This window comes from Flexivirga caeni (assembly GCF_003724155.1).
Lineage (GTDB): Bacteria > Actinomycetota > Actinomycetes > Actinomycetales > Dermatophilaceae > Flexivirga > Flexivirga caeni.
In genome coordinates this window covers 172,880-186,466 of the sequence record NZ_RJJQ01000004.1, presented here as the reverse complement: position 1 = coordinate 186,466, position 13,587 = coordinate 172,880, and the positions used below count along the sequence as shown (strand labels likewise).

Sequence of the window (13,587 nt, the reverse complement as noted above, 5' to 3'; positions counted from 1 at the left end):
CTGTCTAATATTCCACGGGTGTCGTCCGCTTGCGGATCATGGTGACCTCGTCGCGGTTGCTGCCGGTCGGCCCGATGTAGTTGAAGAAGTAGGTCAATTGGGCATATCCACCGACCAGGTGACTGGGCTTGAGCATGATGCGCGTCATCGAGTTGTGGATGCCGCCGCGCTTCTTGTCCCGTTGCGTCAGCGGCACGTCGATCAGCCGGTCCTGAGCGTGATGCATGTAGACGGTGCCTTCGGGCATCCGGTGGGACACCACGGCACGGCAGGCGACCACGCCGTTGCGGTTGACCATCTCGACCCAGTCGTTGTCGCGGATGCCGACCTTCGCCGCGTCGCGGTCGGAGATCCACACCGTCTGGCCGCCCCGGGACAGCGACAACATGAACAGGTTGTCCTGGTATTCGGAGTGGATCGACCACTTGTTGTGCGGGGTGAGATAGCGCACGGAGACGCCGAGTTCGCCAGTCGCGCCGATCTCGGCCTCACCGAACAGCCGGGTCATGTCCAGCGGCGGACGGAACGTCGGCAGTGCCTCGCCCATCCGCAGCAGCCAGTCGTGATCGAGGTAGAAGTGCTGACGCCCGGTGAGCGTGTGGAACGGCTTGAGTCGCTCGACGTTGACGGTGAACGGACTGTAACGACGTCCGCCGGTCTCCGACCCGGACCACTCCGGAGTGGTGATGACCGGCTGCGGCGCATTCTGCGTGTCAGCGAAAGTGATTCTCCTGCCTTCGCTTTCGGCTGCAAGATCGTGCAGTTGGCGACCTGTCCGCCGCTCCAGAGTCTCGAAACCCTGTGTCGCAAGGCGGCCGTTCGTGGCCCCGGACAACATCATGATGGTCTCGGCCACCTGCACGTCGGTGTCCAGCCGGGGACGGCCCGCCGCCGGACCGGTCGCGACCATGCCGTGGTCCTGCCGCAACTGTGCGATCTCAGCCGACACGTCATACGTGACGCCCTTGCAGGACGTTCCCAAGGTGTCCAGCAACGGGCCCACCGAGGTCAGCTTGTCGTAGATCGCGGTGTAGTCACGCTCCACCGGCACCAGGGCGGGCATCGTCTCGCCAGGAACAGGCTCGCACTCCCCGAGTTTCCAGTCGCGCACGATGCCGTGTGGCGTGGCCATCGCCTCGGGTGTGTCGTGCCACAACGGCTTGGCGACCAGGTCGGTGCGGGTGCCCAGGTGGTCGACCGCCAGCTCGGAGAAGCGTCGGGCGATCTCCTTCCACGCGTCCCAGTCGGTCTTGCTCTGCCAGGGCGGGTCGATCGCCGGGTTGAACGAATGGATGAAGGGGTGCATGTCGGTGGTGTTGATGTCGTGCTTCTCGTACCAGGTCGCGGCCGGCAGCACGACGTCGGAGAACAGCGTCGAGCTGGTCATCCGGAAGTCGATGGTCGTCAGCAGGTCCAGCTTCCCCTCGGCCACCTCGTCCGCCCACACGACGTCACGCGGCCGCTGGTCGGGCGCCGCCTCGTGCGCGGTGACCGACCCCTCGGCGCCGAGCAGGTGCTTGAGGAAATATTCGTCGCCCTTGGCGCTGGAGCCCAGCAGGTTGCTGCGCCACAGGCTCAGCACGCGCGGGAAGTTCTCGGGGTTCTCCGGATCCTCCAGCGCGAACTTCAGCTCACCGGATTTCAGACCGGCGACGACCCATTCCTTGACGTCCATCCCGGCCTGCGCCGCGAGTTCCGGAATCTCGATCGAGCTCTTGTCGAACGTCGGGTACGACGGTGACCAGCCCAGGCGCACCGACGTGAGCAGCAGATCCATCACGGTCTGGCCGGGGAAGGCCCCCATCCCGGCGCCCACGGTGTCCGCGACGAAGGTGTCGTAGCGGTACTGGCCGGTGTTGACGTACCAATACGCCGTCTGGTTCATGTGCCGTGGTGGCCGCACCCAGTCGAGTGCGAACGCCGTGTTCTGGAAGCCGGTCAGCGGCCGCACCTTCTCCTGGCCGACGTAGTGCGCCCATCCCCCGCCATTGCGTCCCTGGCACCCGGTGATCGTGGTCAGCATCAGCATGGCGCGATAGATCAGGTCGGAGTGATACCAGTGGTTGGTTCCGGCGCCCATGAGGATCATCGAACGCCCTTGCGTGTCAACGGAATTCCGAGCGAACTCGCGGGCGATGCGGGCACATGCCTCGGCTGGGACGGAGGTGATTCCCTCCTGCCACGCCGGGGTGTATGGCGCGCGGGAGTCGTCATACCCGGTCGGCCACTGGCCGGGCAGGCCCGGACGGCCGACGCCATACTGCGCCAGCATGAGGTCGAAAACTGTTGTCACGAGATGGTTCCCGACGCGCATGACCGGCACGCCGCGTTCCTCGAACACGGCTTGCCCGTCGGCGGCGTCGAAACGTGGCAGCCGGACGGTCACGGATTCGGCGTCCTCGGACCAGCAGGTCAGCCGGGGACGCAGCCCCTCCAGGTCGAGGTTCCACGTGCCGACCCCCTCGTCGCCGAAGCGGTGGCCGAGGGTGCCATTCGGGACTGCGGGCGCACCGCTCACTTCGTCGAAGACGACCGGCTTGAAGAGCGCGTTCTCGCTTGTCCGCCAGGGGTTTTCGAAGTCGGCAGCCACCAGGTTCTTGTCCGGTCGCCACCCTCCGTCGGCATCCTTTCGGAGAGTGATCAGAAACGGCAGGTCGGTGAACGTGGTGACGTAGTCGTCGAAGAAACCGGTCTGCCGGTCGACGAAGAACTCCTTGAGCACGACGTGGCCCATCGCCATGGCGAGCGCGGCGTCCGTTCCGGGCGCGGGCGAGAGCCACTCATCGGCGAATTTGACGTTCTCGGCATAGTCGGGGCTCATCACCACGACCTTCTGGCCGCGATAGCGCGCCTCGGTCATCCAGTGCGCATCCGGGGTCCGCGTCATCGGGACGTTGCTGCCCCACATGATCAGGTAGCCCGCGTCCCACCAGTCGCCGGACTCGGGCACGTCGGTCTGGTCGCCGAAGATCTGCGGGCTGGCGACCGGCAGGTCGGCATACCAGTCGTAGAAGCTGAGCATCGGGGCGCCGATCAGCTCGTGGAATCGGGCGCCGGAGACATAGCTCACCTGGGACATGGCCGGGATCGGCGAGAATCCGGCGATCCGGTCCGGGCCGTAGCGCTTGATCGTGTAGACGTGCGCTGCCGCGATCAGGTCGACGGCATCGGCCCAGGACGCACGGACCAGGCCACCCTTCCCGCGTGCCTGCTTGTAGCGACGCGCCTGTTCGGGGTCCTGCACGATCGACGCCCAGGCGACCACCGGGTCGCCATACATGGCCCGTGCCTCCTGGAACATGGTCAGCAGCGCCGCGCGCACATAGGGGTAGCGGACCCGGGTCGGCGAGTAGGTGTACCAACTGAATGCCGCACCGCGCGGGCACCCCCGGGGTTCGTACTCCGGCCGATCCGCGCCGGTGCTCGGATAGTCGGTCTGCTGCGCCTCCCAGGTGATGATGCCGTCCTTGACGTAGACCTTCCAGGAGCACGAGCCGGTGCAGTTGACGCCGTGCGTGGAGCGCACCACCTTGTCGTGGCTCCACCTGTCCCGGTAGAAGGAGTCACCCTGGCGACCGCCCTCGACATACATGGCGCGGTGATCCTCGGAGACTTCGGCGCGGGTGAAGAACCGGCGGGTGCCGACCAGCGCATCGGTCAGGGGGTCGTCGAGTCCTGTGTTCATGCGTGTTCCTTCGCAACCAAGGCAGCCCGTGCGGTGTGCCGGACGATCGTCAGCGTCAGGACCACGGTGAGTGCGGCACAGATGGCCAGCAGCCACATGCCGATGCCGTAGGACCTGGTCTGCGAGTAGATGTAGGCCATCACGAGGGGCGGGACGAATCCACCGAGACCACCAGCCGCGCCGACCACCCCGGTGACGCTGCCCACGCTGGACGGCTCGGTCGTCTGGGCGATCAGCGCGAACGTCGCGCCGGAGCCGGCACCGAGCGCCGCGGCCATCACCAGGAAGATCACTGTGCCGTAGCCGTGCAATGGCGGGGTGCCCGACGCGATCGCGGCGCACACCGCGACCAGCGCGAAACACGTTGCCAGCACGTGGATGGGGCCGAGCTTGTCGGACAGCGTGCCGCCGACCGGCCGCATGATCACGGCGATGATGACGAAGCCCGCCATCTTGTTCGCCGCGTCCACCGCGGAGAGCTGATAGGCGTTCTTCAGGTAGAGCGGCAGAAAGACCGAGAATGCCACATACCCGCCGAACGAGACGGTGTAGAGCACGCACGCCTGCCAGGTGACCGGCAGCTTGACCGTGCCGGCCAGCCGCCGCAGCAGCGGCGTGGTCGGCACCGATCGATGGGCGGGCTCGCGCAGGACGAACCACGCGGCGACGGCGTATGCCGCCAGGACGATCGCCACGAGGACGAATGGTGCGGCGCTGCCGTGCGACTTGAAGATGCTGACGGTGGTCAGCGCGCTGATCGCGGTGCCCCCCATGCCGGCACCGAAGATGCCGACCGCCATACCGCGCTTCTCCGGGGGGAACCAGCCATTCACGAAGGGAACGCCGACTGCGAACGAGGTGCCGCTGATGCCGAGGAACACGCCCACGACCAGGATCGCCCCGAAGGAGCGCTGTGCCCACAGGCCCAGAACCAGCACCGGGACGATCGTCGCCGCGGTGACCAGCGGGAACATGATCCGGCCGCCGTATCTATCGGTCAGCGCACCGACCGGGATGCGGCCGACCGAGCCGACCACCACCGGAACGGCCACCATCAGGCTGGCCTGGCTGGCGGTCAGCGGAACGTGGTTGCCGAACGGCAGCCAGTGCACCGCGTGCTGGTAAGCGCCGGCGCTCAGCTTGGCCTTGTCCGGGCTGAACAACGGACCGAGCGGGCTGATCAGCGCCCAGGCCCAGAAGTTCAGGGCGAAGCCGACAGTTGCCATCAGCAACTGGACCCAGGGATTCGCCGACTGGGAGCGCGATTGGCGTGTGGTGGCCATCTGGACCTTCGTTCTGGCGGGCAGCTGGTGCTGGTGTGCGTGACGCTCATAAATTACTACCACATGTAGTAATTAATCCAGTTCTCGTAATTTCAGTCCGCTGCGGCCGTCGTGGCCACCCGCACGACAAAACCGGGCCGGGTCCCGAAGGACCCGGCCCGGCCGGCGAATCAGTGGCGGTGAGGCGCGTCAGGCCGCCCCGGCGCAGCCCCACGCGCCCAGGCCGCGGGACGCGTAGATGCGGTTGGCGACGGTGATCTGCTCGGCGCGGCTGGCCAGGTCGGCCCGCGGCGCGAACTGGCCGCCACCGGCGCCCAGCCAGGTGCCGATGTCGAACTGCAGGCCGCCATAGTAGCCGTTGCCGGTGTTGATGCTCCAGTTGCCGCCCGACTCGCACTGCGCGATGCGGTCCCACATCGCCGCGTTGGCCAGGTTGAGCCCGCCGGCGGGGCTGCTGACCGGGCTCGGCTGCGTCGTCGGCTGCGACGCGGGCTTCGTGCCGATGACGAGGATCCGGTTGACCGGCTGCGCGGTGACCAGCCGGGTCTCCGCGGTCGGTCGAGCCTCATCGCGGGACACGCTCTGCGCGGTCGCGCGGTGGGCGGCAAGCAGGGTGGCTGTGGCCGTGGGTGTCCGCGACGTGGCCGATGCGCTCGGTGCCGCGGTCGTGCTGGTGGTCGTCGACGCGAGCGGGGCGCTGTGTGCTCCGGCCGAGGAACCGCCGCCGCAGGCGGTGATTCCGACGCCGACTGCCACTGCAGTGGCTCCGAGCAGGGCGGTCTTGGTCAGGCGTAGGTCAAGATCTCTCCGATGTCGTGCTACCCCGCCGAGCGGCGCGGCGCACCTCGGCAACGACTCTGAAGAAGCTGCCGGAGCGGTGCAGCGAGCGGCGCGATGCCTGGCTCGCCGGTCGCAGTGCGCGACCGATTTCGGGGTGCCTGCTCTCGGGTTGAACTCATCGAGAGTGACCGACGAGCACCACAAAGGTCAACTTTTGGTAACGAAAGCTACGTCACACTTGCGCAGGCTTGCCGCTTGTGTCAGTCACTCCAGGAGCCGTAGACGCGTTCGCTGTTTGCCGACAGCGCGGCGCACAAAGTGGGCACGTCGACCGTCAGCACGTCGGCCATCGCCCGCACGGTGAGCGGGATCAGGTATGACGCATTGACCGCGCCGCGATAGGGCGCGGGGGTGAGGAACGGTGCGTCGGTCTCGACCAGCAACCGATCGAGCGGCACGATCGCGAGTGCATTGCGCAGCGCCTGCGCGTTCTTGAAGGTGACCGTGCCCGAGAACGACAGGTAGTAGCCGCGCGCGACGCAGCGGCGGGCGAGGTGGATGTCACCCGAGAAGCAGTGCATCACCGTGCTTTCCGGGGCACCCTCGTCGTCCAGGACCGCCATCACATCTTCATGGGCGTCGCGATCGTGGATCTGCAGCGCCTTGCCCGCCCGCTTGGCGAGATCTATGTGCCATCGGAACGAATCCTGTTGCGCCTGAACACCTTCCGGGCCGGTGCGGAAGTAGTCGAGCCCGGTCTCGCCGATCACACGAATGCGCGGGTGCGCCGCGAGCTGCTCGATCTGCGCCCATGCGTCCTGCAATGCGCCGGCATTCGCGAGCACGGCCGCCTCGTTGGGATGGATCGCCACGCCACCCAGCAGTTGCGGGTGCCGGTCGATCTGCTCGACGGTGAACCGCGCGCCGGGCAGGTCGCACCCGATCTGCACGGCACGGTCGACACCAACCGAAACCGCTTGCGACAGAGCGGCATCCACGTCCGGCGCGCGGTGGCCGTCGCGCGCGATGTCCAGGTGCGTGTGGTTGTCGACCACGGCGATCGGCAGCGGCTGCGGCGCCGGGGGCGGCCCGTCATACCCGCTCTGGTGGCCCTTGCCCACTCCTTGCCTCCTTACTCTGATCGAGCGGGACACTTCCGCATCGAACGGCACACTTGGCCACCCGGGTCTTCTGTGCCGCTCAATGCATTGGTGTGCCGCTCGATCGGTTACGCGGCGCCGCGACCGAAAGGGTCGTCGGGGTCGATCGGGTCCAGCTTGGCGAAGATCGGCGTCGGCTTGGCGACCAGCGCACCGACCGGCACCGGCGTCGACTCCCAGCGCGGTGTGCCGGAGTAGTCGCCGGTGATGACCGGGTAGGCGCGACTGTCGTCGTCCAGGTCACGCACTTGCTCCAGCCGCGGCATCGGCATGAATTCGCCTGTGCCCCCGAAGGTTTCGGCCACCTTGTTGGAGCTGTGCGGCAGGAACGGCGCCATCATCGTGTTGAGGTCGGCGATCGCCTGGGCGAGCGTGTGCAGCACGGTCGCGAGCCGCTCCCGCTGGTCGTCACCCTTGAGCCGGAAGGGCTCGGTGTCGGTGACGTACTTGTTCGAGGCACGCACCAGCCGCATCACCTCGGCGATGGCCGCCTTCTGCCGCTGGCTCTCCAGCAGCCCCCCGACCGTTGCGAACCCGCCGCGAACCGCGGCCAGCAGCTCCTCGTCGATCGGTTCGAGCGTCCCCGGCTGCGGGATCGCGCCGAAGTTCTTCGCAATCATCGACGCGGTGCGGTTGACCAGGTTGCCCCAGCCGGCGACGAGCTCGTTGTTGTTGCGGGTGGCGAACTCGTCCCAGGTGAAATCGCTGTCCTGTGTCTCCGGCCCGGCCGCGCAGATGAAGTAACGCAGGGCGTCCGCGCCATACCGGGCGATCATGTCCTGCACATAGATCACCCGCCCCCGCGAGGTGGAGAACTGCTCGCCCGCGATGTTCAGGAAGCCGGACGCGACGACCTCGGTGGGCAGGTTGAGCTCGCCGTACTCCCCCGGCTCGCCGCCCTTGTCGCCAAGACCTGCGTAGCCGAGCAACTCGGCCGGCCAGATCTGCGCATGGAAGGTGACATTGTCCTTCCCTTGGAAGTAGTAGCTTTTCGCGGCCGGATCGTTCCACCACTCCCGCCAGCACTCCGGATCCCCGGTCCGGCGGGCCCACTCGATCGCGGCCGACAGGTAGCCGATGACCGCGTCGAACCACACGTAGAACCGTTTGGTGTCCCACCCGTCGACCGGGATCGGGATGCCCCAGTCGATGTCGCGCGTCATCGCGCGCGGGTGCATGTCCTTGGCCAGCCCCTTGGCGAAATTGATCACCCCAGGACGCCACGTGCCCGCTGTGTCGACCTCGTCCAGCCACCGCTGCAGTGCGTCGGCCAGTGCGGGCAGATCGAGGAAGAAGTGCTGCGTCTCGATGAACTCCGGCACCTCGCCATTGACCTTGGACCGCGGGTTGATCAGGTCGGACGGGTCGAGCTGGTTGCCACAGTTGTCGCACTGGTCGCCGCGCGCCTCGGCGAATCCGCAGATGGGACAGGTGCCTTCGAGGTAGCGGTCGGGCAGCGTGCGGCCGGTCGACGGGCTGATCGCCGTTGTGGTCGTCTGCTCGATCATGTAGCCATTGGCGCGGATCTGGGTGAAGAGGTTCTGCACGACCTGGTAGTGGTTGCGGGTGGTGGTGCGGGTGAACAGGTCGTAGGACAGGCCGAGATCGGTGAGGTCCTGCGCGATGACGGCGTTGTACTTGTCGACGATCTCCTCGACGGACAGTCCCTCCTTGTCCGCGAGGACCAGGATCGGGGTGCCGTGCTCGTCGGTGCCGCTGACCATCAGGACGTCGTGGCCCGCCATACGCATGTAACGGCTGAAAACGTCTGCGGGGACACCGAATCCGGCGACGTGGCCAATATGACGTGGGCCGTTGGTGTACGGCCAGGCGACAGCGGACAGAACCTTCATGGTTCGTCATCCTAGGTGGGAGCGCAGCTCGCCGTCGCGGCAGTTCTTCGCGGGAGGCGACGCCCGCGGTCGGCGACCCCGGCGCTACCCGCGACCACGTATCGTCATACCGGTTGTCGTTCGCCGAAGGAGGAGGTATGCCGAGGACGTCACCCGCGCGTCCGCGCATCCAGCTGACGCGCAGCCAGCAGATTGCCGCCCTGGTCGCGGTGGTGCTCATCGCCTACCTGGCGTCGCAGTGGTGGCACGGCCGGCAGCCCAGTGGGCCTGCCCGGCCGGCGATGACCACCGGGACCGTGGTGAAACTCGGGCCGGCCAAGGACGGCGTCGCCGAGCTGACGGTCCGCTATCGCGTCGGCTCCGACATCCGCGAAGTGACGAAACCCGTTGATCTCGCAGCATTCGACGCGCAGGGCAAGGTCGCGTGGGTGTGCTACCGGCCCGGCGATGCGGGCAACGCGGCCATCCGGCTGCCGGAGGACGAGCTCTGCGGGCAGCGGTGACGGCGACTGACACGTGCCGCCGAGTGACGCAGGTGCACCTGTGTCACTCGGCGGGTTGCTGCGCCGGACCCATCAGCGCCAACCAGGCCGCGGCGAAGCGGTCCGGGCCCGAGGACAGTCCCACCAGTCGCAGCATGGTGTAGCCGGGCACGCTGCTGTGCAGCACCCGGGCGAGATCATCGGGATCCGCCGCCGGGTCGATGGTGCCGGCCTCCTGATGCCGCCGCACGATCGCAGCCCAGGCATCGAGCACCGCGAGCAGCCGCGGGCGGACCAGATCGAGGATCGCGGGGTCCTTGGCTGCCGCCGCCCAGGACAACTGCAGCAGCACGGTCAGGTCGCCGTCCACGCTCTGGGCAGCGGTTTCCAGCGAGGTGGTGATCGTCTTGAGCAACTCCGGGATGGGCGGCACCTGCGGTGCGTCGGCTGCGTCACTGAGTAGCTGTATGACGTCATACAGTCGCGAATCCACCACTGCGGCAATGAGTTCGGCTTTCCCGGAGAAGTAGCCGTAGACGGCGCCCGCCGACAGGTCGGACTCCTCGATCACCTGCGCCATCGTCATTCCGTCGAATCCGGACCGGATGGCGCACCGCAGCGCGGCACTGATGATCTGCTCACGTCGCGCGGCGCGGCGCTCGTCGGAAATGCGGGGCATACGGCAACCATAGCAAAAAAACGAACGTTCTATTTGACAATAGCGAGGGCAGGGCGCGAGGCTTGGCACAAATAGAAGGAACGTTCGCTTTGGAGGGATGTATGACGACCGAGACCATCGACCCGACCGGCATTGCGACCGAGACCATCGACCCGACCGGCATTGCGACCGAGACCGGCACCCGGACCAAGACCGGGACCGGCGCTGGGTCCGGGACCGGCGCTGGGTCCGGGACCGGCGCTGGGACTTTCACCGAGCCCGGCCCCAGCACCGCCTCCTCCGAACTACGCCGCAGCATCGGGCTCGTGCTCGCGCTGACGGTCGTGCTCAGCGCCCTGCTTACGCTCTTCGCCTGGCCGGCGATCAACAGCAAGCCGCGACACCTGCCGATCGTCGTCAGCGGGCCGGTCGCAGCGACCAGCGCGATGAAAACCGCTCTCAACGCACAGGATCCGGGCGCCTTCTCGATCACCACCGTCGGTTCGGCCGCGGCGGCGTCCGAACGCGTCAAGCACCACGAGGCCTACGGCGGCTACGTGTACACGGCCGAGGGCGTCCAGGTCCTGACGTCGTCCGCCCGGTCCGCGACGGTCGCTCAGTTGCTGGCGCAGATCGGCACGGCCGCCGGCGCGCGCCAGCATCTGCCGGTCGTCCAGTCCGACATCGTCCCGGCTCCCGTCGACGACCCGCACGGCGCCGGCATCGCCGCGTCCATGCTGCCGGTCGCGATGGGTTCGATCGTCGTCGCCGCCGCAACCACCTTCCTGATCAAGCGGCGCCGCGACCGCGCGCTGGTCGTGGCCGCCTTCGCCGTGCTCAGCGGGCTCGCCCTCACGGCACTGCTGCAGGGCTGGCTCGGCACGCTCAGCGGCAATTACTTCGCGAACGCCACTGTCATCGCGCTCGGCGTCGGGGCTGTCTCGATGACCTTGCTCGGGTTCGAAAGCCTCATCGGCACAACGGGTCTCGGCCTCGGGTCCGCGTTGATGATGCTGGCCGGCAATGCACTCTCCGGAGCCACCACGGCGCCCGAGATGCTGCCGACCGGCTGGGGCGCAGCCGGCCAACTGCTGCCGCTGGGCGCGACCAACACCGCGCTGCGCGCGACGGCGTTCTTCGACGGATATGGCGCGCTCCGGCCACTGCTCGTATCCGCAGTCTGGCTGCTGATCGGGTTCTCGCTGCAACTGGTCGCCGCCGCCCGCCGGCGCCGCCGTCATCCGCGCCACCTCGCGCACGCTCACTGACGGTCGTTCGCCCGAATGACGGCGAAATTGGACCGTCACTCGGCGAGGAAGCCGTCATTCGGCGGATGGGTGGGGCGAGGTCAGCAGGTCGGGGTCACGCGTTGCCGGTACGGGAGTTTCACCAGGGTGACGGTGCCGCGGCGCCATACCTGAGCGCCCTCGCGCACGAGTTTCTCCCGCGCGCACACCGGCACCTGATAGGTCCACTTCGGCTTGCTGGTGAACATCACGTAGTCGACCGACGGATGCTGGTCGGGCCGCAGCGAGAACGCGTCGTATGCCGGCACGAGATAGGCACCCACGTCCGCCTGCGTCGCGACCCGTGCGTCGTGCGGCAGGTGCGCCGCGGCCAGCGCGCGGATGTTCTCGACGACCGGCGCGGTGTGGAAGAACGAGCCCGGAGCGACCGACCGATCGCCCATCTCGGAGACAGCGAGCGCGAAACCCGCGACCATCGCGACGCCGACGCACCCGGACTGCCAGGAGCGCAGCCGCGGCACGCCATACCGCTCGATGACGTCGACGAAGGCGAGCATCCCGATCGGCCAGAGGACCACGTCGTAGTGGAAGTCCAGCGCCCAGTAGTGGATGTTGGACGAGACGCCCCGCCATACCAGGGTCGGTATGGCGAGCACGGTCAGCTTGGAGCGCACCCCGACGATCAGGGCCAGCACGACGTACATCAGCACCGGGAGCAGGCGCTGCGGGCTGAGGCTGTGGTCCTCGGGGACGGGCAGCTTGTTGCTGGATCCGATGCCGAAGTAGGCGAGATATCCGCTGCCGCTGCCGGGCGAGAACGCCCCGATCACCAGCATCGCGACGATCACCCCGGCGACCCCGATGCCGGCGAGGATCAGCGGCCGTCGCCAGCCCTCGCCGCGATACATCCACCACCAGCAGAAACCGGCGGCGAAGACCGTCAGCCCGAGGTCCTCCTTGGTCAGCACCAGCCAGACCGACGCGGCAACGGCCCAGCCGAAACGGTGCTGCAGCAGCGCAATGCACAGCACTGCCAAGGCGATTGCGGCATATGCCACCTCGTGCACGTCGAACATGGCGGCGGTCAGTACCGCCCGCGAGAAGATCCCGACGACGGCGATCAGCAGCGCGACCCGCACACCCGTGCGCCGCCGCGCGTAGCCGACGACGACCCCGAGAGCGGCGCCGAGCAGCACCGACTGGGTGATCAGCAGGGTCGGCGGCGTCGGCCAGAACCGCCACAGCACACCCCAGGTCGCCAGGATCGGGCTGAAGTGATCGCCGAGCAGCGACAGCCCGCGAATGTCCGACTGCGGCCAGTGCCCGCGCGACCAGGCTTCCGCGCCCTGCGCGAAGATGCCGAGGTCGTAGTCCGCGCTGTCGCCGGCGTTCCAGCGGCCGAGCGCCAGCACCGCATAGAAGACGGTCGCGACGGCACCGGCGACGATGCCCCACCGCACCGCCGCCGCGCGCGGGGTGTCAGCGGTCGCGGACGGCTGCGTCATACAACGCCTTCTTGGACAATCCGGTCGCCTCGGCAACCTGCGCACACACGGCCTTCAGCCGCTCACCGGCCGCGACACGTGCCCGTATGCCGGGCAGCACCTCCTCGACCGACGCCTGCACCGCGGGGGCACCGGCCACCACGATGGTGATCTCGCCGCGCGCTCCCTCGGCCGCCCACTCCGCGAGCGCGGCCACCCGGTCGCGGCGCACCTCCTCGTAGGTCTTGGTCAGCTCCCGGCAGACGGTCGCGACGCGGTCGCCGCCGAACGCCTCGGCCACCGCGACCAGCATCTCGGCCAGCCGGTGCGGCGCCTCGAAGAACACCATCGTGCGCTGCTCGTGCGCCAGACCCGCCAGCCGCCGCGCACGCTCGCCGGGCTTGCGCGGCAGAAACCCCTCGAAGCAGAACCGGTCGGTCGGCAGGCCGGACACCGCGAGCGCCATCAGCACAGCGGACGGCCCCGGCACACAGGTCACCCGCACACCGGCCTCGACGGCGACGTTGGTGAGCCGGTAGCCCGGGTCGGACACGGACGGCATCCCCGCATCGGTCACGAGCACGACCCGTGCCCCGTCCCGCAGGCGGTCGAGCAGCTCGGGAGTGCGGCTGCGTTCGTTGTGTTCGTGGTAGCTGACCACGCTGCCCCGCGTCGCGACGCCGAGCTCGTCGAGCAGCCGGCGCAGCCGCCGGGTGTCCTCGGCGGCCACGACGTCGGCGCCCGCCAGCTCACGCGCCAGCCGCGGAGCCGCGTCCGCAGGGTCGCCGATCGGGGTCGCCGCCAGCACCAGCATGCCCTCGGTCATGGTCCGCAGTCTCGCACGCGTGCCGCGGGCGGCAGCGCCGGTATGACGAGGAGGGCTCCCGGCATACGCCGCCGGTGAGCCGGGACAGAGGTTCCTCAGCTAATCTCGCCTGGGACTTTCTTCAGGTAG

10 protein-coding genes are annotated in these 13,587 nt (G+C 68.2%); 2 read left to right on the top strand and 8 right to left on the bottom strand.

Annotated elements, in window-relative coordinates:
* Nucleotides 1–4 precede the first annotated feature (4 nt).
* From EFY87_RS06505 to metG, 5 genes are all read right to left on the bottom strand, one after another.
* Entirely contained in the window at nucleotides 5–3,685 is a 3,681-nt protein-coding gene (locus tag EFY87_RS06505; protein WP_123270654.1) for a nitrate reductase subunit alpha, read from the bottom strand.
* Complete coding sequence (locus EFY87_RS06500) at nucleotides 3,682–4,968, bottom strand: MFS transporter (RefSeq protein WP_123270653.1); 1,287 nt, start codon at nucleotides 4,966–4,968, stop codon at nucleotides 3,682–3,684. The genes EFY87_RS06505 and EFY87_RS06500 overlap by 4 nt, the downstream gene beginning before the upstream one ends.
* 189 nt (nucleotides 4,969–5,157) lie before the next feature.
* Nucleotides 5,158–5,724: a transglycosylase family protein gene (locus EFY87_RS21255; RefSeq protein ID WP_342769104.1), complete on the bottom strand. Its 567-nt coding sequence runs from the start codon at nucleotides 5,722–5,724 to the stop codon at nucleotides 5,158–5,160.
* A gap of 284 nt (nucleotides 5,725–6,008) precedes the next feature.
* Entirely contained in the window at nucleotides 6,009–6,869 is an 861-nt protein-coding gene (locus tag EFY87_RS06490) for a TatD family hydrolase (protein WP_123270651.1), read from the bottom strand.
* Nucleotides 6,870–6,976: 107 nt separating this feature from the next.
* On the bottom strand, nucleotides 6,977–8,761 hold the full coding sequence (gene metG, locus EFY87_RS06485) for a methionine--tRNA ligase (protein ID WP_123270650.1): 1,785 nt from the start codon (nucleotides 8,759–8,761) through the stop codon (nucleotides 6,977–6,979).
* Nucleotides 8,762–8,898: 137 nt separating this feature from the next.
* Between metG and EFY87_RS06480 the strand changes: the two genes are divergently transcribed.
* Nucleotides 8,899–9,264, top strand: a complete 366-nt coding sequence (locus EFY87_RS06480) for a hypothetical protein (protein ID WP_123270649.1) — start codon at nucleotides 8,899–8,901, stop codon at nucleotides 9,262–9,264.
* Nucleotides 9,265–9,307: 43 nt separating this feature from the next.
* Here EFY87_RS06480 and EFY87_RS06475 read toward each other — a convergent pair whose 3' ends face one another.
* Complete coding sequence (locus tag EFY87_RS06475) at nucleotides 9,308–9,922, bottom strand: TetR/AcrR family transcriptional regulator (protein WP_123270648.1); 615 nt, start codon at nucleotides 9,920–9,922, stop codon at nucleotides 9,308–9,310.
* 101 nt (nucleotides 9,923–10,023) lie between these two features.
* Between EFY87_RS06475 and EFY87_RS06470 the strand changes: the two genes are divergently transcribed.
* Nucleotides 10,024–11,169, top strand: coding sequence for a hypothetical protein (locus tag EFY87_RS06470; RefSeq protein ID WP_123270647.1), 1,146 nt, complete (start codon nucleotides 10,024–10,026; stop codon nucleotides 11,167–11,169).
* Between the two features lie 80 nt (nucleotides 11,170–11,249).
* Here EFY87_RS06470 and EFY87_RS06465 read toward each other — a convergent pair whose 3' ends face one another.
* Nucleotides 11,250–12,653, bottom strand: a complete 1,404-nt coding sequence (locus tag EFY87_RS06465) for a DUF2079 domain-containing protein (RefSeq protein ID WP_123270646.1) — start codon at nucleotides 12,651–12,653, stop codon at nucleotides 11,250–11,252.
* Nucleotides 12,628–13,458, bottom strand: a complete 831-nt coding sequence (gene rsmI, locus EFY87_RS06460; RefSeq protein WP_123270645.1) for a 16S rRNA (cytidine(1402)-2'-O)-methyltransferase — start codon at nucleotides 13,456–13,458, stop codon at nucleotides 12,628–12,630. The genes EFY87_RS06465 and rsmI overlap by 26 nt, the downstream gene beginning before the upstream one ends.
* Nucleotides 13,459–13,587: the final 129 nt, after the last annotated feature.

Coding starts and splice junctions, on each gene's coding strand:
- EFY87_RS06505 (WP_123270654.1), bottom strand. CDS start 3,685: ATGAACACAGGACTCGACGACCCCCTGACCGATGCGCTGGTCGGCACC.
- EFY87_RS06500 (WP_123270653.1), bottom strand. CDS start 4,968: ATGGCCACCACACGCCAATCGCGCTCCCAGTCGGCGAATCCCTGGGTC.
- metG (WP_123270650.1), bottom strand. CDS start 8,761: ATGAAGGTTCTGTCCGCTGTCGCCTGGCCGTACACCAACGGCCCACGT.
- EFY87_RS06480 (WP_123270649.1), top strand. CDS start 8,899: ATGCCGAGGACGTCACCCGCGCGTCCGCGCATCCAGCTGACGCGCAGC.
- EFY87_RS06475 (WP_123270648.1), bottom strand. CDS start 9,922: ATGCCCCGCATTTCCGACGAGCGCCGCGCCGCGCGACGTGAGCAGATC.
- EFY87_RS06470 (WP_123270647.1), top strand. CDS start 10,024: ATGACGACCGAGACCATCGACCCGACCGGCATTGCGACCGAGACCATC.
- EFY87_RS06465 (WP_123270646.1), bottom strand. CDS start 12,653: ATGACGCAGCCGTCCGCGACCGCTGACACCCCGCGCGCGGCGGCGGTG.
- rsmI (WP_123270645.1), bottom strand. CDS start 13,458: ATGACCGAGGGCATGCTGGTGCTGGCGGCGACCCCGATCGGCGACCCT.